We start from the raw sequence: 26,496 nt of genomic DNA, 5'->3' as shown, positions 1-26,496 counted from the left end.
ACCTTGTCTCAGTTCCGGTTAGGCCCATAAAGGGAATAGTGGCGCTGGCGAATGCGGGCGATCAGCGCCCTCAGCTCGGGCTCGAGCCCCCGATCTTCCAGCAGCGGGGCGAACTCGGCTCGCACCTGCGCAACCATGGCGGCCAGCGCAGTGCCAAGCGGGCGAGTGAAGGGGGTGGGCCGGGCCAGGCGCAGCTCCACACCCTGCACCGCCGCCAGCAGGCAGGCGGCCGCCACCTGCTCGGTCAGGGTCAGTACCCGCTGCGCATCGCGCGCCGCTATGGTACCCATGCTCACCTTGTCCTGGTTGTGGCACTCGGTGGAGCGGGAGAAGACGCTGGCGGGCATGGTCTGCTTGAGCGCCTCCGCAGTCCAGGCCGAGACGCCGATCTGCACCGCCTTGAAGCCGTGGTTGATCATCTGCCGCTCATCCGGCGCGCCGGAGAGGTTGCTCGGCAGGCCGCCGTTGAACTTGCTGTCCACCAACTGGGCCAGCTGGCGATCCAGCAGGTCGGCCAGGTTGGCGACGGCCGCCTTCATGCTGTCCATCGCCATGGCGATGTGGCCACCGTAGAAGTGGCCGCCGTGCATCACGTGCTCCCCCTCCCCGTCGATCAGCGGGTTGTCGTTGGCGCTGTTGAGCTCGTTCTCGATGAGCTGGCGCCACCAGGGCAGGCTGTCGGCCACCACCCCGATGACATGGGGGGCGCAGCGCAACGAGTATCTGTCCTGCAGCCGATCGCTGTGGCGCGGCAGCTCGCCGGCCACCAGATCTTCCCTCAGCCAGGCCGCGATGCCCTGCATGCCGGGGTGCGGCTTGGCGGCAAACAGCCGCTCATCGAAGTGGAAGGCGTTGCCCCCCATGGCGACGCTCACCAGGGCGGTGATCCGGGTCGCCAGCCGCATCAGGTAGTCGGTGCGGGCGTAGGCGAGGCAGGCCAGCGCCGTCATCACCGAGGTACCGTTCATCAGCGCCAGCCCCTCTTTCGGCCGCAGGGTCAGGGGGGCGACCCCCAGCTCCCGATAGACCTCGGCGGCGGGGCGCAGCACACCATCATGATGGAGCTCGCGCTCCCCCACCAGCACGGCGGCGACGTAGGAGAGCGGGGTGAGATCGCCGCTGGCGCCCACCGACCCCTCTTCCGGAATGCGCGGCACCAGATCCTGCTCCAGCAGCCAGCAGAGCCGCTCGAGCAAGGCCGGGCTGACCCCGGAGACCCCCTGCGCCAGCGAGCAGAGCCGGGTCGCCAGCACGGCGCGGGCGGCATCGAGCTCGAGATCCGCTCCCAGCCCGCAGCCGTGAAAACGGGTCAGGTGCAGCGGCAGCTCAGGCACCAGCTCGGTCGGCACCGGCCGGGTCACCGAGTCGCCGTAGCCGGTGGTCACCCCGTAGATGACCCCTTCTTCGGCCAGCAGCCGGTCGAGAAAGTCAGCCCCCCGCTGGATGCGGGCCATGAAGGCGGGATCCGGATTCAGTGCGGGGGTGGCGCGCCCTTCGGCCAGCGCCACCACGTCCTCTATGGTCAGCGGCTCGGCGCCGAAGGTGACCCGTCTCATCTCACTCTTGTTCATCGGTCAGCTGCCAGAAATCAAAAAAGTTGAACCAGTCCAGCGGGGCCTGCAGGCAGTGATGCTGCAGGCGATCGGCATAGGCCTGCACCCGGGACGCAAGAATCTGTTGGCGCCCCTGCCGTGGCAGGGGTTGGCCGTCGGCAAAGGGCTCGAAATGCACCCGAAAGCGGCCCTGCTCCTTGAGGCCGAACATCAGGTAGACAGGGCAGCCCAGTACGCTGCTGAGCACGAAGGGCCCGAGCGGAAAGGGCGCCGGCGCGCCCAGAAAGTCGGCCCAGATCACCCGCTTCTCCCGGGTCACCGAGGTGCGATCGCCGACGATCACCACCCACTCCCCCCGCTCCAGCTTCTCCTTGAGCAGGATGGCGGTATCGGCCCCCAGCTCCTGTACCTGGATCAGGTTCAGGTGCGAATCCGGGTTGATCTGTTTGAGCAGGGCGTTGAAGCGGGCCGCATGGCGGGTGAACACCAGCGCGTTGATGCGCAACCCCTGCTTGCGGCTGCCCAGGGCGCGGCACAGCTCCAGATCGCCGAGGTGGGAGCCCAGCAGCAAAACCCCCTGACCGCTGTTGATGGCCGCCTGGTAGTGCTCCGCCCCCACCAGTTCCACCTCTTGCTCGGTGATGTCGCCGCGCCAGCCCGCCAGCTTGTCGAGCGCCGCCTCGCCAAAGCGCAGGAAGTGGCGAAAGCTCGATCTCGGCTCGGCGGGCAAGGCCACACCGCTCCCATCGGCGAAGGACTCGAGGCGGGTCAGATAGGCTCGGGATGCCTGGCGCTGGGCCCGGCCGGTCAGCCAGAAGTAGCCGATGACCGGATAGAGCAGCAGGGAGAAGCCGCGCCGCCCCAGCAGGCGGTAGCTGGTCAGCATGATCTGCATGCCGAGCAGGGATCCCCGCTCCGGGGTGCGCGACCAGTGGGTGCGCCGCTCGCGCCACAGCTGCGCCGCCCGGGCGCCGAGGCGGCGGGGCCAGCGGCAGAGGCGCAGCAGCTGATCCCACAGCAGGCGACACACCAGCCGGGTGTGCATCCAGGAGATGTCGCGGTTGTCGCGCCAGAGCTGGAAGTGGGAGCTGCCATCGGCGGGATAGATGACCCGGGTCGGTACGAAGCGCACCGCCACCCCGGCCCAGTAGAGGCGCACCATCACCTCGGTGTCGAAATCCATCCGCCGACCGAGCGCCACCCGTTCGAGCAGCGCGCAGGTGGCCGCCAGCGGATAGACCCGAAAGCCGCACATGCTGTCCTTGATGGCGAACGACAGCGTCTCGATCCAGACCCAGACATGGGTGATGTAGCGGCCGTAGAGGCGCCCCTTGGGCACGGAGTCGTCGTAGAGCGGCCGGCCGGAGACGAGCGCTGCCGGGTGCTTGTCCGCCTCGGCCAGCAGGGCCGGAATGTCCGCCAGATCGTGCTGGCCGTCGGCATCCACCTGCAGGGCATGGCTGAAGCCGAGTGCATGGGCGCGGCGCAGCCCCGTCATCACGGCGCCGCCCTTGCCCTGGTTGTGGGGGTGGCGCAGTAGAGTGACCCAGGGGTAACGCGCGGCCAGTGCATCCAGTGCCGCGGCGGCGACGGGTTCGCTGCCATCGTCGATCAGCAGGCAGGGCAGCCCGTATTCGGCCAGCCGATCCAGCACGGCGGCCAGCGGGCCGGCGTGGTTGTAACAGGGGATGAGAATGCAGGGCGTCATGGGGTGAGCCGCACCCGGCCGCTGCTCGCCGGCTCATCGCCGAGCAGGTATTGAAAGAGGAGCTGGCCCTTGTCCGCCTGCCACTGCAAACGCAGGCTGCACTCGGCCCCGGGGCGCAGGGGGCGCTGGAACTTGAGCTGATCCACCCCGTGAAACGGCTGCGCCAGCTTGAGCAGGCTGGCGGCATAGTGCATCACCCAGTGGATCTGGGTCACCCCGGGCAGCAGGGGCGCGCCGGGAAAATGGCCCGCAAACCAGGGCAAGGCGGGATCGAGCCGCAGTTGCAGGCGCACACCGTCGGCCAGCGTCTCGCAGGCCAGCACGGTGGGCAAGGTTTTCGCTGGCAGAGAGTCAACCGAGAGGCTCATCGAACAGCTCCTTGAGTTGTGGCCAGGGGCGCTTGCCCTGGGCGTTGACGGGCATCTGTTCGACCCGGCGCACGCTGCGCGGCAGGGCGACCGGCTCAAGCCAGGGACGCAGCTGCTGGCGCAGGGCCAGCAGGAAACGCCCGGGCCCCAGCTCGGCCCAGCGGGCGGCACCCAATTCACTCAGCACCAGCACGGCGCCGAGGATCTGGCGCTGGCCCTGCTGCAACGGCAGCACGGCGGCCGCTTCCACCTCCGCCAGCCCCTGCAGGCGTGCCTCCACCTCGTCGAGGGAGATGCGCTTCTCCTCCAGCTTGACCACCCGATCCTGGCGGCCCAGCAGCTCGAAACCGCCCTCTTGCAAGGCGATGCGATCGGCGCAGGCGAGCCACTCCGCCGTCGGTAGGAAGGGGGAGCGCAGCAGCAGGCCCTGCTCCGGGCCGACCCGCACCTCGACCCCGGGCAGCGTCGTCCAGGGGGTCTGTACCTGGTGGCGCTGGCGCCAGCCGATGCCGCCGGTCTCGCTGCTGCCGAAGATCTCCACCGGCAGCTGACCGAACAGCTGTCTGGCCTGTTGGGCATCGCCCGATTGCAGGGGACCGCCGGAGGAGACGATCAACCGGCAGTCGGCGGCAGCAATGGCCGGGTCGAGCCGGCTCAGAAACGCTGGCGAGGCGATCAGGCACCAGGGGGCCGTTTGCAGCGCCAGCTGCTCCGGGTAGTCGATGCTGCGGCGATCAAAGGGGAGACCGAGGCTGAGCGGCAACAGAATGCGAAACAGCAGGCCGTAGATGTGCTGGTGACTGACGCTGGCCAGCACCCGGGTGCCCGCCAGCCGCTCGCCCCACAACGCCATCTGCACCCGCAACTCCGCCTCCAGCTGGGGCCAGGCCTTGGGGATCGCCTTGGGCTCGCCGGTGGAGCCGGAGCTGAACAGGGTAAGATCGAGACGCTCGGGCGGCAGGGTTGCGCCGTCTGCCTCCCGCTCCTCATCCACCGCCAGCAGCGGCAGCCTGAGCTGCGCCGCCGTGAGCGCCGCACCCGGCAGCTCGCCGTCGGTGAGCAGGCCGTCGAACTGGCTCTGCAGCGCCTGCAGACCGGCCAGCCGCTGATGGCCCGGCAGGATGGCCCGGTGCCCGCCGAGGGCGCAGGCGAGCAGCGCCTGGGCAAACAGCAGGCTGTCATCGAAACAAAGTGCCCAGCGCATGCCGGGCCGCTCCGGGCCGGCCAGACGGGCCATGGCCCGCGCCAGCTGCAGGCTGCCAAGGCGCAGCTCGGCCAGGGTGACCTCGCCATCCGGGCCGAACGCCACCACGCGCTCGCCGTCCCGCTGCCAGATAGTTTGCAGCAGGGTCATGGGGCCAGCCTCTTGAGCAGGCGGCGGCGCACCAGATACTCAGCGCCCATCAGGCCGCCCATCAGGGCGTAGCTGATGAGGCCGTTGTAGAGGCTCCAGAGCGCCAGATCCCCGTGCCAGATGGTGAAGGCCGCCAGCGCGCCGTTGATGACGAAGAAGCCGCACCAGACCTGGGTCACCCGCCGGGTATAGCCGATGGCTGCCGGTGGCAAAGCGGGATCCTGCAGGCGGGCCAGCCGCTCCACCAGGCTCATTGGACGGGTCAGGCTCCAGCCGAACAGGCACAGCAGCGCCAGGCTCACCGCCAGCGGGTAGTAGAGCAGCCAGTGCCGGGCGCTGAACAGGGCCGACAGCAGGGTCAACCCCAGCCCGATGCAGGCCAGCAGGCGGCCCAGCCAGAGCCACTCCGGCAAGGGCCCGAGCCGGACCCGCCCCTTGAGCAGGCCGGGCAAGAGTCGCAGCGAGAAGATGACCAGCAGGCCGAGCAGCAGCGGGGTCTGACCGGCGTGGGTCAACCCCCAGTAGACCGCCAGCGGGTAGAGCAGCAGGGCACCACCGGCCAGCCAGGAGAGCCAGCGCATCATGGCAGGGCGTGCACCGGCATCAGGCGTCGGCCAGCAGACGCTCGACCGCATCCACCACGTCATTGACGCTGCGCACCGACTTGAACTCTTCCGGCTTGATCTTCTTGCCGGTCAGCTTCTGCAGGTGCACCACCAGATCGATGGCGTCGATGCTGTCGAGCTCGAGATCCTGATAAAGACGGGCCTCGGGGGTGATGGCCTCTTCGTCGACCTCGAACAGCTCGACAAGGGCAGCCTTGATCTGGGCAAAGATGTCGTCACGGGTCATGGCTCAGGCCTCCCCTTTCGACTGGGCCTGCACCAGGGCGACCAGCGCCGTGACGGAGGCGAAATGACGACGGGTGTTTTCATCCTCGGCGGAGAGCACGATGCCGTAGCGACCCTTGATGGCAAGGCCCAGCTCCAGCGCATCGATGGAGTCCAGCCCCAGGCCGTCACCGAACAGCGGCGCCTGACTGTCGATGTCGTCAGGGGTGAGCCCCTCGAGGTTGAGGCTGTCGATGATGAGTTGTTTTATCTCTAGATGCAGGTCTTGCATAACTGTTCCACATGCTGTCATTGGGGCCCCGGTTGCAGGGCCTGGGTGAGAAACCGGGTCAACTGGCGGGCGGCCAGCGCACTGCTCTGGCCGGTGGCGACCACCTCGTCCGCCGCCACTTGCTGCAGGAATTCTATGGTGAAAATCGGCTTATTTTCCGGGATCTTGAACCATTTGTCCTGCTTGGTGAGAAATCGGGTGCTGCAGTGGATCCGCACCAGTTGCAACGGCACCTGGCTGCGCACCGCCAGCTGGGCAGCGCCGCGCTGCAGCTTGATGGGCTCGCCCGGGGTGGTGCGGGTTCCCTCCGGGAACACCAGCAGCAGGCCGCCGGCCCGGATCCGCCCCTGGCACAGGGCCAGCAGATCCTCGCCTGCCACGTTGGGCAGGTAGTCGGCCGCTCGCACCACGCCGCCGATGAAGGGGTTGCGCCAGAGGGACTGCTTGACGATGCAGTCGCACACCGGCATCTCGGCCGCCAGCATGACGTAATCGAGCAGACTGGGGTGATTGGCCACCACCAGGGCACCGCGCAAGTGGGCGGGCATGCCGCTCACGCGGTAATCGAGCACTCCCCAGCCACGCAACACGCTAAGAAACAGCCGAAAGCTGTGGCGGATGGTGAGCTGGGCCAGGGTACGACGTCGCTCGCCGCGCAGACAGAGCGCCAGCAGCGGAAACCAGAATAGGGAGAGCAGCAGGCCACCCACCCCGAACAGGGTGAAGCCCAGAGCCGTGCCGATCAGCCGCCAGCCCCGGTTCAGCAACGCTGCCATCTCCACTCCTGACGGTCGTCAGCGAGGATCAGGGTCGGCTCGCCTCGCAACAGGGCACGCCAGCAGGCCAGACTCTGGGGCAGCGGGCGGGCAGCCGACGCGGCGGTGCCACGCGCCCCCGCACAGCGCCACTGGTCGCCCGCCGTCAGCACCAGCCCCAGCGCATGAGGTGGCGCCTCTTCCGCCAGCCAGGGGCGGTGAAACTCGGGCACCGGCCCCTCGAAAGCCACCAGCAACACCCGACGGGCACCGGCCTGCAGGGCGCAGACCGCGTCGGTCAGGCCCGCCATCAGACTGTTCTCCCCCGCGGCCAACGAGGTCATGGGGATGGCGGCCTTGCCCTGAATGGAGCAGAGCCCGGCGGCGGTGTTGTGCACCGACATGGAGAAATCGGTGGGCGACAACGCCTGCCCGTCCGCCAGCGCCTGCAGCAGGGTCATGGAGCGGGCCAGCTCGCCGTGGCGGCTGACGAAGACGGCACTGTCTATCTGGTGGCGGGCCAGCAGGCTCAGCCCCACCTGCACCGCCAGCCGGGCGCCCTGACTCAGGCGGCGCGCCATCATCATCGGCAGCAAGGGGGTGGCGGGAAACGGCGGGTCGACCGGCCAGCGGCCCTGCTGCGCCCACGCCTGCCAGGCAGCCTCATCGGCCAGACCGGGTGACAGGGCCTGACTATCCAGCAGCGAGAAAGAGAGCATGTTTCGGGCAACCTGTCCTTACATCGATGGGTGGACGCGAAGACGATAAAAGGCACTCACCCGGCGGGCAGTGCCTGCTCCACGACATTGAATGGCGTCATCGGCTTAATACCGGCGGATAATACCATTATTCATCAAAAATAATAGCCAGCGCAGATTATCAACCGCCTTGGTGATTGAAAATAAACTATTTGTGTTGTCTCATTGCCACGCCCAAATTGATGAATATCCTTCCCAAGGAAAATATTATGAAACTCATTAATAAAATATCCCTGCTGCTGGCCTGTGCCCTGCTTGCCGCCTGCTCCACCAGCCAGCCAATTCGCAATATGGCAGCCAATCCGGTGCCCTTCAATCTGACCGAAGAACAGGTGGCCAATGCCATTATTACGGCCGGCATCAGCAAGAGCTGGGTAATGCGCCAGGAGCAGCCAGGACTAATTCGAGGCCAGGTCAATGTGCGCCAGCATCAGGCGGTGATCAATATTCCTTATAGCGCTCGCGATTATTCCATTAATTATGTGAGCAGCGTCAATCTGGACGACAAAGGCAAGGGCAGCATCCACCGCAGTTATAACCGCTGGGTACTGGGTCTGAACCAGGCCATTCAGGCGGAACTCGCCCGCACCCAGAGCCGCTGATCCGGCAGGAGCCACCCCGTGAATCACTATCAGGCGGATCCCTACAACGCGCTGGAAGCCATCAGCGAGGCCCAGAAAATCGCCTTCGGGCCCATGCTGTTTCAGGCCAGCTGGTGCCTGCGTGAAACCGGGGTGCTGGCCTATCTCGAGACCCGCGGCTCGCAGGGGGCCGCGCTGGCTGACATCGCCCAGGCGTGTCAGCTCAGCGAATACGGCGCCGGCGTGCTGCTGGACATGGGGCTCGGCGGCGGACTCTGCTATCTGAGCGAGGAGCACTATGTGCTGGGCCGGGTCGGCAAATACCTGCTGCACGACGCCATGAGCCGGGTCAATCTCGACTTCACCCAGCACGTCTGCTATCAGCCCCTCGCCCACCTGCTCGATGCCATCCGCGACGGCACCCCGGCCGGTCTGCAGGAGTTCGGCCCCTGGCAGACCCTCTATCCGTACCTGAGCGAGCTGCCCGAACCGGCCCGCCGCAGCTGGTTCGCCTTCGATCACTTCTACTCCGACTGGGCCTTCCAGCAGGCCCAGGACAAGGTGTTCGGCTACGAGCCGCGCCACCTCTACGATCTGGGCGGCAACACCGGCAAGTGGGCCATCGCCTGCGCCAGGCGGGATCCGGCGCTGCAAGTCACCATCCTGGACTTGCCCGAGCAGCTGGTGCTGGCCCGCAGCAACATCGAGGAGGCGGGGCTGGCGGCGCGGGTACATGGCCACCCGGTGGATCTGCTGCAGGCGGGCCCCCTGCCCGGCGAGGCGGACATCTGGTGGATGAGCCAGTTTCTCGACTGCTTCAGCCACGCGCAGATCGTCGCCATCCTGAACCGGATCCGGCTGGCCATGAAACCGGACGCCCGGGTCTGCATCCTGGAGCTGTTCTGGGACAGGCAATCCTTTGAAGCCGCCAGTTTCAGTCTCAACGCCACCTCCCTCTACTTCACCTGTCTGGCCAACGGCAACAGCCGCTTCTACCACTCCAAACAGCTGTACCAGTGCCTGCGCGAGGCCCACTTTCACGTGGAGGCCGAGCACGAGATCCCGGGGCCCGGCCACACCCTGCTGGTTGCCCGCCCGCTGCACACGAGGCCATAATGCCGCCATCGGCATGGAGATGATGATGAAACGAGAAGGAGCACGGCATGAGGCGTGACTGCATGACCCTGATGGCCCTCGGCCTGGTTCTGGGCAGCCTGCTCGGCGGCTGCGCCGACATCAAGGAGGCGGGCAGAACCGTGGGGCACACCACTCGCAACGTGACCCGCGAGATTGGCCACACCACCCGCGACGTGACCCGGGAGATCGGCCACGGCACCCGGGATACCGTCAAGAAGGTCGGGGATGAACTGAGCAAATGAAAACAGGGGCCGCGGCCCCTGTTTTCATTTGCTCATGACCAGGCTCAGTTGCCCCACATGGCCATCAGCTGAGACTCCATGGCCTCTTCCTGCTCATCCGGCAGCTCGGCGAAGAAGTCCAGTCCAGTCTGCTCCTCCACCGCATCCACCGTCACTATGTAGTCTGCCAGCTTGCTGGCCGACACGTTCTGCTGCGGCAAGATGAAGGCGATCGCCTCCTTGTTGGCCACATCCATCACCACCCGGTAATAGGCGTGGGGCACGGTCACGCCGTTGCCGATGGAGGCATCGGAGTTGGTGAAGATGGGGCCGGTGGAGCGCATGTCCGCCGCCGGCGCCTGGTGGCCACGGTCATAGCCAGAGCCCTTGTAGTCGGCCAGGGTGGCGCGGAACTGCACCGGCACCTCCTTGTCCTCGGCAAAGGCATCCTTGCGCGGCACCTGGCCCTGGGCGCTGGCGGCCGTCATCCGGTAAGAGATCCAGTCAGAGACCTTGGTGTCGTAGTTGTAACCGGCGGCATAGCCGTCCCGGCACAGCAGTTGACTGGATTGGCTGGGCACCCCGAGCTTGACGTGATCCTTGCATTGGAAACCCGCCGCCAGGCTCGGGAAGGTGGTGAGAGTGAATCCGATAGCCAGAACTAATTTATTGATATTATTCATTATTATGCCACTCCTTGTATTAGGCGGAGTGATTTGACACCAGGTCGGATGAGTAAGGCAATCGAACAAATTGTGAGCGTGTCGGAAATGTGAAGAGGGCTGCAAATCGGTAAAATCGCCGCCGCCAGCTGGGGGATTGTCATCCCTTTGTCATTGTGTAGTGCAGTAACTTCGAGAGGCTTATCAGATAGATAGGAACAAAAAAGCGGAGCCGGTGGCTCCGCTGCAATCATCACTCCCGCTCAGCTCTTGACCTGAGGCCTGGGGGTATCGGGTTGGGAGGGCGGCAGAATAGGCAACACTATCTGCGGCTGCTCGCCGGTCAGGCTCTTGAGGTAGGCGGTCATGTCGTCCGCTTCCTGCTCGCTCAGGGTCTGGCCGAGCTGGATGTCAGCCATGATCTGCACCGCCTCCTTCAGATCCCACACCGAGCCGTCGTGGAAGTAGGGGTAGGTCAGCTCGATGTTGCGCAGGGTCGGCACCTTGAACCAGCCGATGAACTGCTTCTCGCCGGTCACCCCGCCGCGTCCCTGGGCCGGGTTGTCGGTCTTGAACGGCTTGACCAGCCCCATCTTCTGGTAGGAGTTGCCGCCGATGGCCACCCCGTTGTGGCAGGCGGTGCAGCCCTTCTCCTTGAACAGCTGATAGCCCTTCAGCTGCTGCGCGGTCAGCGCCTTGGCATCCCCCTTCAGCCAGCGATCGAACGGCGCATTGGGGGTTACCAGGGTCTCCTCGAAGGCGGCGATGGCATCGGTCACCTCGTCGATGCCGAAGTCCGCCTTGCCGTACACGGCGCTGAACCGGGCCCGGTACTCGGGCAGGGTGTGCAGGGTCTCTACCGCCAGCTTGTGGGTGAAGGCCATCTCCAGCGGATTCTCGATGGGGCCCGCCGCCTGCGCCTGCAGATCCTTGGCGCGACCATCCCAGAACTGCACGAAGTTGAGGCTGGAGTTGAGCACGGTGGGCGAGTTGATCGGCCCCTCCTTCCACTTGTGGCCGAGGGAACTAACCTGGTTGTCTACCCCGCCGGTCGCCAGGTTGTGGCAGGAGTTGCAGGAGATGGCGTTGGATTTCGAGAGCCGCGGCTCGAAGAACAGCATCTTGCCCAGCTCGACTTTTTCCGGTGCGCTCACCTTGGCCGCTTCCACCGGCTGGATCGGCTCGTTCGCCCACCCCATCCCTGGCAGGCCCAACGCCAGCAACAGACAATATTTATTCATTTTTTCTCTCTCCCTTGTGGCTGTGCATAACAGCAGCCTCAGCCTGCCCGGGAAAGTCTGTGCGTTATTTGTTCAAGATCAAATGAGACCAACAAAAACCATATTAAAAACAATTAATTAATATATTGCAGACGGACTGATGGCGGGGACTTGCGCGGCAAAAAAGAGCTGAATTTCGATGAATGAATTATGAGCAAATTCATCTGCGATAACAGCCAATTAATTAGATTGCTGTCATTGAATAAAGCGATTATTCAATATGCAGGCGTGACCGTCCATTATTTAGATTCATATTAAATGCATCATAAATATCGTCGGCGATCACCCAGCCAATAATAAAAATACCGTCTGACCTTCTGTATTCCGCAATTCAGATGATGCCTTCCGTTATTTCCTCGTCAATGCAGGAAACGGATCGCCGTGCTTTTCAATCAAGATAAGGATGCATGATGAGAAAGTCCCTGTTGGCCGCCGCCCTGTTGCTCTGCCCCACCGCCTTCGCCGCCACCCCGCATTGGGAATACAGCGGTGAGGCCGGCCCGGCGCAGTGGGCCAGACTGACCCCGGAATTTGGCCAGTGTGCAGGCAGCAACCAGTCGCCGGTCAACCTCGACGGTCTGGTCGAGGCCAAGCTGGCCCCGCTGCAGTTTCACTACCTGGCGGGGGGCCGCAGCGTCACCAACAACGGCCACACGGTACAGGTCGACTATGCCCTGGGCAGCAGCCTTGAGCTCGACGGCATGCATTTTGAGCTCAAGCAGTTCCACTTCCACGCCCCCAGCGAAAACCTCATCAAGGGCCACTCCTATCCGCTGGAGGGGCACCTGGTGCACGCCAACGCCAAGGGTGAGCTGGCGGTGGTGGCGGTGATGTTCGAGCCGGGCCAGGCCAATGCAGCCCTGAGCCAGGCCTGGCAGGTGCTGCCAGCCAAGGCGGGAGAGAGTCACACCTTCAAGGAACCGATCTCGGCCGAACAACTGCTGCCCATCAAACGCGACTACTACCGCTTCAGCGGCTCGCTGACCACCCCGCCCTGCTCGGAAGGGGTGCGCTGGCTGGTGATGAAACAGCCGGTGCAGGTGAGCCAGGCCCAGATCGATGCCTTCAAGGCGGTGATGCACCACCCCAACAACCGCCCCGTGCAGCCGCTGCACGGTCGGCAGGTACTGCAATAACGCCCCCGGCAACTCACAGAGCCGAGATGAAAAAAGAGGGCCCGCGGGCCCTCTTTTTTGTTGCGACAGCGGATCAGAGGCTGGCGGCGATGCGCGCCCCCAGCGCGGCGTTGTTCAGTACCAGCTGAATGTTGGCCGCCAGCGAGTTGCCGCCGGTCAGCTCGCACACCCGGGCCAGCAGGAAGGGGGTGGACTCCTTGCCCTTCACTCCCTGCTCGTCCGCCTCTCGCAGTGCCTGGGCAATGGCGGCGTCGATGTCGGCCTTAGGCATGGCAAACTGGGTCGGGATCGGGTTGGCCACTACGGCCCCCCCCGCCAGCCCCAGCTCCCACTTGAGGCGCAGCGCCTCGGCGATCGCCGCCGGGCTCTCGAGGCGGTAATCCACCTTGAAGCCGCTCTCGCGGGTGTAGAAGGCGGGCAGCTCCTCGGTCTGGTAGCCGATCACCGGCACACCCTGGGTCTCCAGGTACTCCAGGGTCAGACCGATGTCGAGGATCGACTTGGCACCGGCGCAGACCACGGCCACCGGGGTCTGGGCAAATTCCTGCAGGTCAGCCGAGATGTCGAAGGTCTCCTGGGCACCGCGGTGCACGCCGCCGATGCCGCCAGTGGCGAACACCCGGATCCCGGCCATGGCGGCGATGATCATGGTGGAGGCCACCGTGGTCGCCCCCAGCCCCTTGTTGGCCAGCACGAAGGGAATGTCGCGGCGGCTGCACTTGGTGGCGGCATGACCGGCCCGGCCCAGCGCCTCCAGCGCCCCCTCATCCAGACCCACTTTGAGGCGGCCATCGATGATGGCGATGGTGGCCGGCACGGCGCCGTTGTCGCGCACCACCTGCTCGACCTGGCGCGCCGTCTCCACGTTCTGCGGATAGGGCATGCCGTGGGAGATGATGGTGGACTCCAGGGCCACCACCGGCTTGCCGGCGGCCAGCGCGGCGGCGACTTCAGGTTGGATATCGAGGTAAGCGTTCAACATGGGTACTCCTCCAGCATGCGTTCAACGGCGGCCTTGGATAGGCCAGAAAAGACGGTATCGGAACAATTGACGGTGAGGGCGGCGCAACCGAGGGCGAACCGGGTTGTCTCCATGATGCCCTGCTCCTGCAACCAGGCGTGGGCCAGCCCTGCCATGAAGGCATCACCGCCACCGGTCACGTTGACGACCGGGCTGCCAAGCACGGGCAGATGGCCCTGGCACTCCCCGTCGCTATAGAAAATTCCCTGATCGCCGAGGCTCAGGAACAGCCGCTGCACCCCGGCGCGGTGGAACCAGGCCGCCACCATGGGCCAGGTATCGGGGCCGGCGATGGTAAAGCCGCACAGCTGCTCCGCCTCGCTGCGGTTGGGTTTGAGGGTGTGGATGCGGTGCAGCCAGGGGCGGATCTTCTCCACCTTGGCCACCGAGACAGTGTCGACGAAGATGATGTGCTCCCCCTGGCGCTCGAACAGCCAGTCGAGGGTGTGGGTGGCGAGGTTGGTGTCGAGCACCCAGAGCCGGGCCGCGCCAAGAAAACCGCTCAAGGGGGTGAGCCTGGCCGGGGTGAGCTGCTCGATGATCGCCATGTCGTTGACGGCGCAGCTCATCTCGCCACTGCCATCGTGCAGGCTGAGGTAACAGGAGGTCGCCTGGCCATCCAGCATCAGCACCTGGCGTACGTCGACGCCGGCACGCTGGGTCACGTCCAGCAGGTGATGGCCGTATTGATCATTGCCCACCGCGCTCAGCAGCCGGGTGTCGGTGCCAAGCCGCGCCAGGTTCTCGGCGATGTTGCGCCCCACCCCGCCGGCCGAGGTACGTACCTTGCCGGGGTTGGAGTCACCGATGCGCAGGTTGTCGTGGCTGCAGCCGCAGATATCCATGTTGGCGCCGCCGATCACCACGGCGTAGGGCCCTTCCCGCAGCACATAACCGCGCCCCTGCACATAGCCCTGGCGCATCAGGCTGGAGATATGGCTCGCCAGCGCCGAACGGCTGATGCCGAGCCTGTCTGCCAGCTCCTGCTGGGCAATCATGGGGTCCTGGCGCAGCAGGGCGAGGATCTCTTGCTCACGTTCCGTCATAGACAAACATCCAGTTACAAACGTTTGTCCATTATTTCCGAAAAACGTTTACCCGCCATCGCCTCGTGCAAAAATTGTCGGCTTGCGCACAAAAAATCACCGGGCAAAACCCGGTGACAGGAAAACGGTTTTCAGATGGTGCCCCTCACCCCAACAACACCCAGACCTCGCCGGCACTGTGCATCACCGGCCAACAGGCGACCCGCAATGCCGGGTCGTCCAGGCAGCGGCCATCTGCCAGGGCGTAACGCTGCTTGTAGAGCGGCGAGGCCACTACCGGCTCACCGTCGCAATCCCCCACCAGGCCGCGGCCCAACACCGCCACCCCGGTCAGGGGATCCACCGCGTCCAGCGCATAGACCCGCTCACCGAGCCGGAACAGCGCCAACGCCCTGCCCCCCAGCCAGGCGCTGCGCCCCGCCTGCTCCGGCAAAGCGGCCAGCTCGCATGCCCGCAGCCATTCGCCATGCTCCGATGGCAACATATCGTCCTTGAGTCTGTTCATCTCAACCTCCTGCTCTTTATGGCTGCTGCCCAACTCACAGCTCCCGTTCATACCACCGCCTTGACAGCGATATCCGGCACCCACTGACCCCGCTCCTCTCGCCGTGGCGGCATCTGGTCCTCGGGCCGGTTGACGAAGGCCTCGAACAGTTTGAGCTTGTCCGGATCCGCCAATGTGCTCTTCCACTCGCACTGCCAGCTGCCGACGATGCCCTCCATCATGGCTTCCAGCTCGGCGCCGATGCCGAGCCGGTCCTCGATGATCACCGACTTGAGGTAGTCGAGCCCCCCCTCCATGCCCTCCATCCAGACCGAGGTGCGCTGCAGCCGATCCCCGGTGCGCACGTAGAACATCAGCAACCGGTCGATGTAGCGGATCAGGGTCACCTCGTCGAGATCGGTGGCAAAGAGGTCGGCGTGGCGCGGCCGCATGCCGCCGTTGCCGCACACATAGAGGTTCCAGCCGCGCTCGGTGGCGATGACGCCGATGTCCTTGCTCTGGGCCTCGGCGCACTCCCGGGTGCAGCCGGAGACCGCAAACTTCAGCTTGTGGGGGGCCCGCAGCCCCTTGTAGCGGTGCTCCAGAGTCTGGGTCAGGGTCATGGAGTCCTGCACCCCGTAGCGGCACCAGGTCGAGCCCACGCAGGACTTCACGGTGCGCACCGACTTGCCGTAGGCCTGGCCGGTCTCGAACCCCGCCGCCACCAGCTCGCCCCAGATGGCGGGCAACTGATCGACCCGGGCGCCGAACAGGTCGATGCGCTGGCCGCCGGTGATCTTGGTGTAGAGGCCGTACTTGCGCGCCACCTCGCCTATGGTGATGAGGCCGTCCGGGGTGATCTCCCCGCCCGGGATGCGCGGCACCACCGAGTAGGTGCCGTCCTTTTGCAGGTTGGCAAGGAAGGCGTCGTTGCTGTCTTGCAGGGCGCGGTGGGGCTGCTCAAGCACGTGCTCGTTCCAGAGCGATGCCAGGATGGAGGCGACCGTCGGCCGGCAGACGTCGCAGCCCAGCCCCTTGCCGTGCTTGTCGCGCAGCGCCTCGAAGCTCTTCAGCTCGCCGACCCTGGCCAGGTGATAGAGCTCCTGGCGACTGTGGGCGAAGTGCTCGCACAATCCCTTGTCCGCCTCGACCCCGAGATCCTCCAGGGTCTGCTCCACCACCTGCTTGAGCAGGTTGCCGCAGCCGCCGCAGCCGGTGCCCGCCTTCGTGCAACTCTTCACCGCCGCCAGCTCGTGATTGCCCGCTCTGACGGCGGCCACCACGTCCCCCTTGCTGACGTTGTGACAGGAGCAGAGGATCGCGCTGTCCGGCAGCACCAGGGGCGCCGCCGCGTCGCCCGCCTCCCCCACCAGCAGGGAGAGCGGCGGCTGGGGCAGCGCTACCCCGTTCTGGTAGTACTGCAGCAGCCGCTCATAATCGGTGCCGTCCCCCACCAGGATGGCGCCGAGCAGCCGGCTCCCCGCGCCGTCGGTCACCAGCTTCTTGTAGATACCGTTGACCCTGTCCAGCAACAGCAGCTCCTGGGCGCCGGCGGTGCTGGCGTGGGCGTCGCCGATGGAGCCCACGTCCACCCCCATCAGCTTGAGCTTGGTGGACATGTCCGCCCCCGCGAAGCGGCTCTCGCCGCCGCACAAGCTGGCCACGGCGGCCCGGGCCATCTGGTAGCCGGGGGCCACCAGCCCGAAGATGCGGCCCTGCCAGAGCGCGCATTCGCCGATGGCGAGGATGGCGGGATCCGAGCTGTGGCAGCCGTCGTCGATGCAGATACCGCCGCGCTCCCCGACCGCCAGCCCGGATTGCCGGGCCAGACCGTCGGCGGGTCGGATGCCAGCCGAGAACAGCAGCACGTCGGTCTCCAGGTGAGAGCCATCCTTGAACCTCAGCCGGTGGCGGGCCTGCTCCCCATCCTCGATGCACTCGGTGGCCTTCTCCACCAGCACCTCGACCCCGAGCGCCCGGATCTTGTCCCGCAGCACGGCGCCGCCGCTCTCGTCGAGCTGCACCGGCATCAGCCTGGGGGCGAACTCCACCACATGAGTGCTGAGCCCGAGCAGCCGCAGTGCGTTGGCCGCCTCCAACCCCAGCAGGCCACCGCCGATGACCACGCCGCTGCGCGCGCCGGCGCAGGCATCGCGAATGGCGGCGAGATCTCCCAGGGTACGGTAGACGAAGCAGCCTTCCCGCCGATGGCCGGGAATGGGGGGCACGAAGGGGACCGAGCCGGTTGCCAGCACCAGCCGGTCGTAACCGAACTGCTCGCCACAGGCCAGGGTCAGGGTGCGGGTGTCTCTGTCCAGCACCTCCACCTCGGCCCCCAGCCGCAACGCTATGCCCTGCGCCTCGTACCAGGCGGGATCCGCCATGCGCAGCGCCTCGGGGGCCTTGCCGCCGAACACCTCGGAGAGGTGCACCCTGTCGTAGGCGGGATCCGGCTCGGCACCGAACACTGTCACCTCGAAGCGCTCGAGGCCACCGGCCGCCACCAGCTGCTCGACAAAGTGATGACCCACCATGCCGTTGCCTACCACCAGCAGCCGCTGTTTCTCCATCCTCTCAGACGACTCGACGCAGTGATGGTCCATCTCATCATCCACGCCGTTGCCCACCACCTGTACTCTCTGCTTGTTGTCCATATCTCTCTTCCTTGAATAGATGGGCTCAGGCCCGGCGCTGACTGCGAACTGGCTCGGCCACCTTGAGGGGGGTCACCTTGCGCTGCTTCTCGTAGAGAAAGCGCAGCACCTGCTGGCGCAGCTTGTGATAGTGACCATCATCCACCAGGGCGACCCTGTCCCTGGGCCTCGGCAGGTCCACGGTCAGGATCTCGCCGACGGTGGCACTGGGGCCATTGGTCATCATGACGATGCGATCGGAGAGCAGCACCGCCTCGTCCACGTCGTGAGTGATCATGATGACGGTGTTACCGAGCTCGGCCTGAATGGCCATCAGCGCGTCCTGCAGGTGGGCCCGGGTCAGGGCATCGAGGGCGCCGAACGGCTCGTCCATCAGCAGCACCTTGGGGGAGAGCGACAGGGCACGGGCGATGCCGACCCGCTGCTTCATCCCTCCCGACAGCTCGTGAGGCATCTTCTGGCTGGCGTGCTCCATCTGCACCAGGGAGAGGTAATAGTCCACCCGCTCCGAAGCCGCCCGCCGGTTCGGCTCCACCTGCCCCACCGCCAGCGCCACGTTCTGCTGGACGCTGAGCCAGGGCAGCAGGGCATGGTTCTGGAACACCATGGCCCGCTCCGGGCCCGGCCCCGCCACCTCGCGCCCGTCGAGGATGATGCCCCCCGTGGTAGGCTCCAGCAGCCCGGCCACCAGATTGAGCACGGTACTCTTGCCGCAGCCGGAGTGACCGATGAGGGAGACGAACTCCCCCCGTTCGATGCGCAGGTTGACCCGGCTGAGGGCCTCGAAGCGCCCCTGCTCCGTCTCGAACGAGATGCCGACGTCGCTTAACTGCAGATAACTCTTCATTGGCTCTTCTCCCGCCTGAATATGGAATTGGTTGTTAACGCAGCACCTGGCGCTTGTCCTGAAGCAAAGCCACTGCTGCAGGGCCTGGTTGCCTGCCGGCGGCCCTAGCGCAATACCTGGCGTTTGTCCCAGGAGAGCCACTGCTGCAGGGCCAGCATGCCCCTGTCCAGGGCGCAACCGATGAGGCCTACGGTGATCACCGCCACCATGATGCGGGCCAGCGAGGCCGAGCCGCCGCTCTGGAACTCGTCCCACACGAACTTGCCGAGCCCCGGGTTCTGGGCCAGCATCTCCGCCGCGATCAGCACCATCCAGGCCACCCCCAGGGAGAGCCGCAGGCCGGTGAAGATCATGGGCAGGGCGCCGGGCAGCACGATGCGCCGCACGTGGGTCACAAAGGAGAGCCGCAGCACCCGGCTGACGTTGTGCAGATCCCGGTCCAGCCCCGCTACCCCGACTGCGGTGTTGATCAGGGTCGGCCAGAGGGAGCAGAGGGTCACCGTCAGCGCCGAGGTGAGGAAGGACTTGGCAAGCCAGGGAGTGGGGTTGGCGTAGAGCGCGCTCACCACCAGCGTGATAAGCGGCAGCCAGGCCAGCGGCGACACCGGCTTGAGCAGCTGGATCACCGGGTTGGCGGCGCGATAGAGCCCCTGATTCATGCCAAGCAGCACCCCGCACGGGATGGCGATCAGGGTCGCGAGGCCAAAGCCGCACAGCACGGTGAGCAGGCTGGTCGCTATCTGATCGAAGAAGGTGGGGCGTCCTGTGTAGGGGCGCAGCTTCACCTCTGCTGCCGGGTCCGCGGCCAGCCGCTCGGCGTTGCGCACCCGCTGGCGCTCGAGGAAGGCGCTCGCCTTCTCCCGCTCGGCCAGGTGATCCTGACCCAGCGACCAGAGCTGGCTGGCGGTGGCGAGCGGCCCCGGCAAAGTGCCCAGGCTGGTCTGCACCTGGCTCGCCCCCCACTGCCAGAGGCCGAGGAACAGCAGCACGCCCAGCAGGGGCTGCACCAGGTTTTTCCAATCCATGATTTTCCACTGATGTCGTTTCATTGCGCGATCCTCGCTCATTGCACCCGCTCATCGCCCTTGAGGCCGATGGCGAACTGCTGCAGATAGGCGTTGGGGTGGCGGCCGTCGTAGATGAGGCCGTCGATGAAGCCATCCTGAGGGCCGCGATAGCCCTGCTCGCTGGCAAAGTCAGGGAAGTCCTGCGTCTTGAGCTTGCCCTCGGCGATCAGCGCCTCGGCAGCCTGGCGATAGACCTCGGGTTGATACACCGCCCTGGCCACCTGCTCGAACCAGGCGTCCGGCTTGGCCTCGGGGATCTGGCCCCAGCGCCGCATCTGGGTCAGATACCAGATGGCGTCCGAGTAGTAGGGGTAGGTAGCGTGATGGCGAAAGAAGACGTTGAAGTCCGGCAACTGGCGCACGTCACCCTTGCCGTACTCGAAGGTACCGGTCATGGAGCTGGCGATCACCGCCTCGTCGGCCCCCACGTACTCGGGCTTTGCCAAGAGTCTGGCCGCCTCGCGCCGGTTGCCGTTTTGCTCGGCATCCAGCCACCAGGCCGCCCGCAGCAGCGCCTTCACCAGCCGGACGTGGGCGTTGGGGTGGCGCTCGGCCCACTGCCGGGTGACGCCAAACACCTTCTCCGGGTTGTTGCGCCAGATCTCCTGATCGGTGATGACCGGCACCCCGATCCCCTTGGCGAGCGCCTGCTGGTTCCAGGGCTCCCCCACGCTGTAGCCGGCGATGGTGCCCGCCTCCAGGGTGGCGGGCATCTGTGGCGGCGGGGTGACTGACAGCAGCACGTCCGCCTGGCGCTGGCCCGAGTTGTCACCGAGCTTGGGTGCGTAGAAACCGGGATTCAGACCGCCGGCCGCCAGCCAGTACCTGAGCTCGTAGTTGTGGGGGGAGACGGGGAACACCATCCCCATGTTGAACGGCTTGCCCGCCTGCCGGTATTGCTCCACTACCGGCTTGAGGGCGGCGGCGCTCACCGGCGCCGGCACCTTGCCCGCCACCGGCTTGGGCAGTTGGGCCGCCATGGCGGCCCACACCGGCTTGGCCACCGTGATGGCGTTGCCGTTGAGATCCATGGCAAACGCCGTCACCAGCTCGGCCTGGGTACCGATGCCGATGTGGGCCGCCAGGGGCTGGCCCGCCAGCATCTGGGCGCCGTCCAGCTCGCCGTCGATCACCCGATCCAGCAGCACCTTCCAGTTCGCCTGGGCCTCCAGGGTGACGTAGAGCCCTTCGTCCTCGAAATAACCGCGCTCATAGGCCACCGCCAGCGGCGCCATGTCGGTCAGCTTGATGAAGCCGAGCTTGATCTCCTCCTGCTCGGGCGCCCCCACCACGGCCAGCGCCGGCAGTGACAGCACCGCCAGCAGCATCCCCGCACATCCTTGTCGTCTGTTCATGCCATTCCCTCGCTCGGTTCCTGTTCCGGGCTCTCGCCCGCCTGCCTCGTTGCAGGATGACGACCAAAAAAAAGCCCCACCGATCCGGGATCGGTGAGGCTTCTTTGCCCTGTTGCCGGTGAAGCCTTGCGGCCTCACCACTGCGTCTTGTTCTGTCTGTTCGTTAATTCACTTTCCGTGCCAATCTGGCCGAGCCGCCGCTGGCAGGCCCTGGGCGGCCCGGAGTGCCTCCCCTGCCCGTTTCTGCGCCTCAATGAGGCGCAGTTGCACCAAAACGGTTTGCCAGTCCCTTCAGAACCGGTTCGCGATCTGTCACGAGAGGTCGTCAGCAAGGTAAAGAGCAGCGCAGGAACCGGAGTTTATAGACATAAATGAGGATTCCGAGCAGCACATGAGCCTTGATCACGGCCTCACAGTAGGAGCGTGGACCCGGTTCTCAGGCGGGCAATGCCTGCAGCAGTTGCCGTGCCAGCTCCCCCAGGCTCAGGTGGCGGCTCATGGCGGTGCTGCGCATCAGCCGGTAGGCCTGCTCCTCGTCCAGCCCCTGATGGCGCATCAGCCGCCCCTTGGCCTGCTCGATGAGCCGCCGCTCTACCAGTTGCCGGCGCAGCTCGCTCTCGGTCTGCGCCAGCGCCTGCACCATGGCCAGCTGGCTGCGGGCGAGGCGCAACCACTGCTCCACCGGCTCTTTCTCCCCGCACGGATGCGGCACCAGCAGCACCCCCTGCTGCAACAGGGCTATCTGGGGCTCGGTGCCGATCCGCTCGCAAAACAGCAGGCGCGGCACTCCGGGCCAGAGAGAGAGACCGAGCCGCGTCTCGGCGTCGAAACGGCGACTGCTGACGAGCAGGGCGTCTCCCTGCCCATCCGGGCTCAGCAGCTGGCGAGCGTCGAGGATCCTGGGCTGATGGCCATACTGGCTGACCAAGAGGGCCAGCCGGTTGGCCTGACCCGGCTCGTCGGCGTGGATCAGCAGGCGGGAAACGGGGCCAGCGGGGCCCCCTGAAGTGAGAATGGTCATGGCGCTCCTTGCCAACAGCATTCGATTGGTCTGCCACCACTGTGGTCTGTCACCACAGAGGCAACATGAGCGCCAACTGTTTGAATCTACCCCCTTTTTATTCCTCTGGAGGTAGTAGAGGTAGAGGGAGAACGGCGGCTCAGGCCACCCGATCCAGCGCCTGTCCCAGCAGACCCTGCAGCTCGGCGCGAAGGCGCACCACCTCCCCCATGATCATCAGCACCGGGCTCTGGCCGAGCAGGGCACCAGCTACCTGCGCCAGCCCGTCCAGCCGGGTCTCATGGACCTGCTGGCGGGCGCTGCAACCGGCCACCACCAGCGCCACCGGCAGATCCGGTGAGGCACCGGCCGCCAGCAGCCCCTGCCGGATCTCGGCCGCCCGCTCCAGCCCCATGTAGAACACCAGAGTGTGGCCGGCCCGGGTCAGCCCCTGCCAGCCCTGATAGTCGCCCTCGTCCATCAGGTGGCCGGTGACCAGGGTCAGGGAGCGGGCCAGCCCCCTGTGGGTCAGCGGGATCAGGCTGCTGGCGGCGCAGCCGAGCGCCGCCGTGATGCCGGGCACCAGCTCGGCGGCGATGCCGTGGCGGGCCAGGTGCAGTGCCTCCTCACCACCACGGCCGAACACCAGGGGATCGCCCCCCTTGAGCCGCACCACCCGCTTGCCGGTGCGAGCCAGCGCCAGCAGCAGGGCGTTGATCTGCGCCTGACTCGGGCTCGGCTCGCCGCAGCGCTTGCCCACATCGAAGCGGGCCGCCCCCTGGGGAATGCGGGCCAGGATCTCCTCCCCCACCAGGCGGTCATAGACCACCACCTCCGCCGCCTCGATCCGTTGCAGTGCGCGCAGGGTCAACAATTCGAGCGGGCCTGGACCGGCCCCTACCAGACTGATTTGGCTCATCACAGACTCCTTGTATCCCATCTTAAGCGGTGGCGATAAAAACATGCTTGATCAACAGCTTGTCGATCTCTGGCAGGCAGGTGCCACAGTTGCTGCCGCAGCCGAGCAGGGCCTGCAGCCCCGCCAGCTCGCTCACCCCCTGCCGCACGATGGCGTCGACGATGCGCTGCTCCGACACCCGCAGGCAGGAGCAGATCAGCCGGCTCTCCCCCAGCAGGGCCGCGTTCAGGGTCTGGCTCAGGGCCCCCGCCTGCAAGGGCGTGCCGAGCAGACTCGCCAGCAGCTCGACCTTGATGTCCGGGCGCCGCTCCCCCACCAGCAGCAGGCCATCGATGCGATCCCCGGCCAGCGCCACGGCGAGCCAGCCCGACGCCAGCGGCAGTCGCAGCCAGCGCCCCTGGGTTGCCAGCCGCTGCCACAAGGCGTCGGGCGCCTCTGACCAGGAGGCCAGCAGGGTGCAGTTGCCCTCCGGCAACGGGCGCCTGGCCCACCAGTCCAGCGGCTCGCCCCAGTCTCGTCGACCTAGCCAGAGCCCCTGCCAGCGAGTCGGCTGCGGCTCGGCCCGCACCCGGCCCTGCTTGAACATGGGCTGGCCGGAAAGGGGATCCACCACGGCGGCAATGAGGCGATTGACCGCCCCCAGACTGCACTGGCTGTCGGTCCAGTGCATGGGCAGGAAGGCCTCCCCCTCCCTGAGCCCCTCGTCCAGCCCCACCAACAGCCGCGCCTCCCCGAGCTCGTTGTGAAGGCGCACCAGACCCCCCTCCTTGAGCCCCAGCGCCAGCAGGCTGGCGGCGCCGAGCCGCACCCTGGGCCAGGGCTCGGCCTCCTGCAGGCGCGGTACGTGGCCGGTGCGGGTCATGGTGTGCCACTGATCCCGCAGCCGACCACTATTGAGCAGCAAGGAGAGCCCCGCCGGCGGCCGTACCGCGTCTGGCGCGGCGACAGGCTCGGGGGGAAAGAACTGGGCCAGGGGCAGCAGACGGGCGCGGCCATCCGGGGTGGCGAAGCGCCCGTCCTCGAACAGCCGGGCCCGGCCCTGGGGCCAGCGGGCATTGACGGGCCAGCTCAGGGGCACCAGCGCCTCGAACTCGGTGCGGCTGAGATGCGCCAGACCGGAGATATCGAACTGGCGTTGCCCCTGATTCTCGAAGCCCGACAGGGCGGCGTGCTCACAGAAGATGTCGTGCTCGTGCTCATAGGCAAAACCCTCGCCGAAGCCAAGCCGGCGGGCCAGCCGGGTCAGCGCCCACCAATCGGGCCTGGCCTCCCCCGGCAGGGGCAGGAAGGCGCGCTGGCGGCTGATGGTGCGCTCCGAGTTGGTGACGGTGCCGCTCTTCTCGCCCCAGGCGGCGGCGGGCAGCAGCAGGTGAGCGAGGCGCGCCGTGTCAGTGTTGGCGGTCACCTCGGAGACCACCAACAGCTCGCAGCGAGCCAGCGCCTCGCGCACCCGGTTGCCGTCGGGCAGGGAGACCGCCGGGTTGGTGCCGAGTACCCAGAGTGCGCGGATCTCCCCCCGGTGCACCGCCTCGAACAGCTCGACCGCCTTGTGGCCGGGACCGCCCACCATGGTCGGGCTCTGCCAGAAACGCTGCACCCGATCGCGCTCGGCCTCGCCAAAGCCCATATGGGCCGCCAGCTGGGTCGCGAGCCCCCCCACCTCGCGCCCGCCCATGGCGTTGGGTTGCCCCGTCATGGAGAAGGGGGCCGCCCCCGGCTTACCGATGCGCCCGCACAGCAGATGGGCGTTGATGATGGCGTTGGCCTTGTCCACCCCCTGGTTGGACTGGTTGATCCCCTGGCAGAACAGACTGACCGTTTTGGGGGTGCGGGCAAACAGCCGGTAGAAGCCGAGCAGATCCCCTGGCGCCAGGTCGCAGCGCTGGGCCACCGCCTCCAGCTGCCAGGCCGGATCGTCCAGCACCGCTGCCAGCGCCTCGAAGCCGCTCACATGGCGCGCCACGTACTCCTTGTCCCAGCCGTCGTGATCGAGCAGGTAGCGGCACAGACCGTTCCACAACGCCACGTCGCTGCCGGGCCTGAGGGCCAGGTGCAGGTCCCCCTGCTCCGCCGTCATGGTGCGGCGCGGATCCAGCACCACCAGCTTGAGCTCGGGGCGCCGTGCCCGCGCCTGCTGCAGGCGGCGAAACAGCACGGGGTGGGTCCAGGCGGTGTTGGCACCGGTGATCACCACCAGATCAGCCAGCTCCAGATCCTCGTAGCAGGCCGGCACCAGATCCTCGCCGAAGGCGCGCTGATGGGCCGCCACCGCCGACGACATGCAGAGCCGGGAGTTGGTGTCCACGTTGGCGCTGCCGAGATACCCCTTCATCAGCTTGTTGGCGACGTAGTAATCCTCGGTGGTGAGCTGGCCCGACAGGTAGATGCCGATGGCCTGTGGCCCGGATTCGGCCAGAATGGCGGCGAAACGCTCCGCCAGGGTATCCAGGGCCTGCTCCCAGTCGATGCGCTGCCCCAGCCAGCGCGGATAGAGCAGGCGATCGGGGAAATCCAGACTCTCCAGCAGGCTGGCCCCCTTGACGCACAGAGCACCCGCGTTGGCCGGATGCTGCTCATCCCCCTGCAACTGCCAGTCATCCCCCTCCCGGCTCAGCCGGATGCCGCAGCCCACTCCACAATAGGCACAGGTGGTGTTCATTCCCTTGCTCCTCGTCGTCCGGCTCCCCATCCCTGGATCGCCGCTGCCATGGCCCATAAAAAAGCGCCCGCCCCCGCAGGGGACGGACGCCTTTGTCCGGATAAGCCGCATTCACTCTGTCCAAAGATGACTGCAAACCCCGCGCCAGGATGCAAGGTGCGCCTGGACGGTGATCGGCAGCGAGCGGCTGCGCCGGGACGGTGCAAGCGCCCCCTTGTTGGGCCCGTCAGGCGGGAGTGCATACCCAGGCTGGGCAAGGAGCGGCGCGGGAGTATAATGCGGCCGCCACAGAGGAGAGCGAGATGAGAGAGTCAGATCACGAATGCCTGCCACCACAGGGGGATGAGTCAGCACCGCACGGCGACGCAGGCTATTGCTGCATCGGGCTGGTCAACCCCAAGTCACCGGAGAACGTGGGGGCCGTGATGCGGGCCGCCGGCTGCTACGGGGCGGACGAGGTCTACTACACCGGCAACCGCTTCGAGCTGGCGCGCCGCTTCGCCACCGATACCAAGCAGATGGTGGAAAAGATCCCCCTGCTCGGGGTCGACGATCTGATGGAGATGGTGCCGGCCGGCTGCACGCCGGTGCTGGTGGATCTGATCGAGGGGGCCACCTCGCTGCCGGACTATGTGCACCCGGCGCGCGCCTTCTACATCTTCGGCCCGGAGGACGGTACCCTGGATCCCGCCCGCTTCAAGGCGGTGCAGGAGGTGATCTACGTCCCGACGCACGGTTGCATGAATCTGGCAGCCTCGGTCAACGTGATCCTCTACGACCGACTGGCCAAGCAACTGCGTGTCAAGTAA

General features: G+C 66.3%; 26 protein-coding genes. 5 read left to right on the top strand and 21 right to left on the bottom strand.

What is annotated here, in order from left to right:
- Positions 1–8: 8 nt before the first annotated feature.
- From PG881_RS00285 to PG881_RS00245, 9 genes are read right to left on the bottom strand one after another with little or no spacing between them, the layout of a single operon-like run.
- Positions 9–1,571: an HAL/PAL/TAL family ammonia-lyase gene (locus tag PG881_RS00285; RefSeq protein WP_270797706.1), complete on the bottom strand. Its 1,563-nt coding sequence runs from the start codon at positions 1,569–1,571 to the stop codon at positions 9–11.
- Positions 1,558–3,261: a glycosyltransferase family 2 protein gene (locus PG881_RS00280; protein ID WP_270797704.1), complete on the bottom strand. Its 1,704-nt coding sequence runs from the start codon at positions 3,259–3,261 to the stop codon at positions 1,558–1,560. The genes PG881_RS00285 and PG881_RS00280 overlap by 14 nt, the downstream gene beginning before the upstream one ends.
- Positions 3,258–3,629, bottom strand: coding sequence for an ApeI family dehydratase (locus PG881_RS00275; RefSeq protein ID WP_270797702.1), 372 nt, complete (start codon positions 3,627–3,629; stop codon positions 3,258–3,260). Before PG881_RS00275 ends, PG881_RS00280 begins: the two co-directional genes overlap by 4 nt.
- Positions 3,613–4,983, bottom strand: a complete 1,371-nt coding sequence (locus PG881_RS00270) for an AMP-binding protein (protein ID WP_270797700.1) — start codon at positions 4,981–4,983, stop codon at positions 3,613–3,615. The genes PG881_RS00275 and PG881_RS00270 overlap by 17 nt, the downstream gene beginning before the upstream one ends.
- Positions 4,980–5,567, bottom strand: coding sequence for a hypothetical protein (locus tag PG881_RS00265; protein ID WP_270797699.1), 588 nt, complete (start codon positions 5,565–5,567; stop codon positions 4,980–4,982). The genes PG881_RS00270 and PG881_RS00265 overlap by 4 nt, the downstream gene beginning before the upstream one ends.
- A gap of 19 nt (positions 5,568–5,586) precedes the next feature.
- Positions 5,587–5,835, bottom strand: a complete 249-nt coding sequence (locus tag PG881_RS00260) for an acyl carrier protein (RefSeq protein ID WP_011707160.1) — start codon at positions 5,833–5,835, stop codon at positions 5,587–5,589.
- A 3-nt stretch (positions 5,836–5,838) separates the two neighbouring features.
- The gene (locus PG881_RS00255; protein ID WP_029299230.1) at positions 5,839–6,105 is read right to left on the bottom strand and encodes a phosphopantetheine-binding protein; all 267 of its coding nucleotides are present in this window, start codon (positions 6,103–6,105) and stop codon (positions 5,839–5,841) included.
- Positions 6,106–6,122: 17 nt separating this feature from the next.
- A complete protein-coding gene (locus tag PG881_RS00250) occupies positions 6,123–6,881 on the bottom strand; it encodes a lysophospholipid acyltransferase family protein (protein ID WP_270797697.1) in 759 nt (252 codons plus the stop codon).
- Positions 6,866–7,579 (bottom strand): beta-ketoacyl synthase chain length factor, encoded by a 714-nt coding sequence (locus PG881_RS00245; RefSeq protein WP_270797695.1) that lies wholly within the window; start codon positions 7,577–7,579, stop codon positions 6,866–6,868. The genes PG881_RS00250 and PG881_RS00245 overlap by 16 nt, the downstream gene beginning before the upstream one ends.
- Positions 7,580–7,755: 176 nt before the next feature.
- Between PG881_RS00245 and PG881_RS00240 the strand changes: the two genes are divergently transcribed.
- The 3 genes from PG881_RS00240 to PG881_RS00230 are packed head-to-tail and all read left to right on the top strand — an operon-like array spanning position 7,756 to position 9,578.
- The gene (locus PG881_RS00240; protein ID WP_011707164.1) at positions 7,756–8,220 is read left to right on the top strand and encodes a hypothetical protein; all 465 of its coding nucleotides are present in this window, start codon (positions 7,756–7,758) and stop codon (positions 8,218–8,220) included.
- An 18-nt stretch (positions 8,221–8,238) separates the two neighbouring features.
- Positions 8,239–9,315: a methyltransferase gene (locus PG881_RS00235; RefSeq protein WP_270797692.1), complete on the top strand. Its 1,077-nt coding sequence runs from the start codon at positions 8,239–8,241 to the stop codon at positions 9,313–9,315.
- Positions 9,316–9,362: 47 nt separating this feature from the next.
- The gene (locus tag PG881_RS00230; protein WP_016351797.1) at positions 9,363–9,578 is read left to right on the top strand and encodes a hypothetical protein; all 216 of its coding nucleotides are present in this window, start codon (positions 9,363–9,365) and stop codon (positions 9,576–9,578) included.
- A gap of 44 nt (positions 9,579–9,622) precedes the next feature.
- Here the strand turns inward: PG881_RS00230 and PG881_RS00225 are convergent, their stop codons facing one another.
- Positions 9,623–10,240, bottom strand: coding sequence for a DNA/RNA non-specific endonuclease (locus PG881_RS00225; protein WP_270797690.1), 618 nt, complete (start codon positions 10,238–10,240; stop codon positions 9,623–9,625).
- A 242-nt stretch (positions 10,241–10,482) separates the two neighbouring features.
- Positions 10,483–11,460 carry a cytochrome-c peroxidase gene (locus PG881_RS00220; RefSeq protein ID WP_029299222.1) on the bottom strand — a complete coding sequence of 326 codons (978 nt, stop codon included), beginning with the start codon at positions 11,458–11,460 and terminating at the stop codon, positions 10,483–10,485.
- A gap of 449 nt (positions 11,461–11,909) precedes the next feature.
- On the opposite strand from PG881_RS00220, the gene PG881_RS00215 reads away from it, so the two are divergent.
- On the top strand, positions 11,910–12,635 hold the full coding sequence (locus PG881_RS00215; RefSeq protein WP_270797688.1) for a carbonic anhydrase: 726 nt from the start codon (positions 11,910–11,912) through the stop codon (positions 12,633–12,635).
- Positions 12,636–12,708: 73 nt separating this feature from the next.
- On the opposite strand, the gene PG881_RS00210 is transcribed toward PG881_RS00215, so the two are convergent.
- The 10 genes from PG881_RS00210 to PG881_RS00165 all read right to left on the bottom strand — a co-directional run bounded on the left by PG881_RS00210 (position 12,709) and on the right by PG881_RS00165 (position 25,687).
- The gene (locus PG881_RS00210; protein ID WP_101149942.1) at positions 12,709–13,617 is read right to left on the bottom strand and encodes a pseudouridine-5'-phosphate glycosidase; all 909 of its coding nucleotides are present in this window, start codon (positions 13,615–13,617) and stop codon (positions 12,709–12,711) included.
- Positions 13,611–14,702, bottom strand: a complete 1,092-nt coding sequence (locus PG881_RS00205; protein ID WP_045528402.1) for a PfkB family carbohydrate kinase — start codon at positions 14,700–14,702, stop codon at positions 13,611–13,613. The genes PG881_RS00210 and PG881_RS00205 overlap by 7 nt, the downstream gene beginning before the upstream one ends.
- 145 nt (positions 14,703–14,847) lie before the next feature.
- The gene (nirD, locus tag PG881_RS00200) at positions 14,848–15,207 is read right to left on the bottom strand and encodes a nitrite reductase small subunit NirD (protein ID WP_024943588.1); all 360 of its coding nucleotides are present in this window, start codon (positions 15,205–15,207) and stop codon (positions 14,848–14,850) included.
- Between the two features lie 47 nt (positions 15,208–15,254).
- Positions 15,255–17,756, bottom strand: a complete 2,502-nt coding sequence (gene nirB / locus PG881_RS00195; RefSeq protein WP_408770856.1) for a nitrite reductase large subunit NirB — start codon at positions 17,754–17,756, stop codon at positions 15,255–15,257.
- Positions 17,757–17,865: 109 nt separating this feature from the next.
- Complete coding sequence (locus tag PG881_RS00190) at positions 17,866–18,687, bottom strand: ABC transporter ATP-binding protein (RefSeq protein WP_270797681.1); 822 nt, start codon at positions 18,685–18,687, stop codon at positions 17,866–17,868.
- 104 nt (positions 18,688–18,791) lie between these two features.
- Positions 18,792–19,712 (bottom strand): ABC transporter permease, encoded by a 921-nt coding sequence (locus PG881_RS00185; protein ID WP_270797679.1) that lies wholly within the window; start codon positions 19,710–19,712, stop codon positions 18,792–18,794.
- 38 nt (positions 19,713–19,750) lie between these two features.
- A complete protein-coding gene (locus PG881_RS00180; protein ID WP_270797677.1) occupies positions 19,751–21,109 on the bottom strand; it encodes a CmpA/NrtA family ABC transporter substrate-binding protein in 1,359 nt (452 codons plus the stop codon).
- A gap of 436 nt (positions 21,110–21,545) precedes the next feature.
- Complete coding sequence (locus PG881_RS00175; RefSeq protein ID WP_270797675.1) at positions 21,546–22,130, bottom strand: ANTAR domain-containing response regulator; 585 nt, start codon at positions 22,128–22,130, stop codon at positions 21,546–21,548.
- A 139-nt stretch (positions 22,131–22,269) separates the two neighbouring features.
- Positions 22,270–23,028, bottom strand: coding sequence for a uroporphyrinogen-III C-methyltransferase (gene cobA, locus PG881_RS00170; protein WP_253627225.1), 759 nt, complete (start codon positions 23,026–23,028; stop codon positions 22,270–22,272).
- A 22-nt stretch (positions 23,029–23,050) separates the two neighbouring features.
- The gene (locus PG881_RS00165) at positions 23,051–25,687 is read right to left on the bottom strand and encodes a nitrate reductase (protein ID WP_270797669.1); all 2,637 of its coding nucleotides are present in this window, start codon (positions 25,685–25,687) and stop codon (positions 23,051–23,053) included.
- A 302-nt stretch (positions 25,688–25,989) separates the two neighbouring features.
- Here PG881_RS00165 and PG881_RS00160 point away from each other — a divergent pair, with 302 nt between their 5' ends.
- Positions 25,990–26,496: an RNA methyltransferase gene (locus PG881_RS00160; RefSeq protein ID WP_270797668.1), complete on the top strand. Its 507-nt coding sequence runs from the start codon at positions 25,990–25,992 to the stop codon at positions 26,494–26,496.

Origin of the sequence: Aeromonas sp. QDB54 (genome assembly GCF_027707385.1) — a bacterium.
In the GTDB taxonomy this organism is placed as follows: domain Bacteria; phylum Pseudomonadota; class Gammaproteobacteria; order Enterobacterales; family Aeromonadaceae; genus Aeromonas; species Aeromonas hydrophila.
Note: the sequence above shows the minus strand (reverse complement) of the source record. Positions and strands in the feature narration are given on the sequence as shown.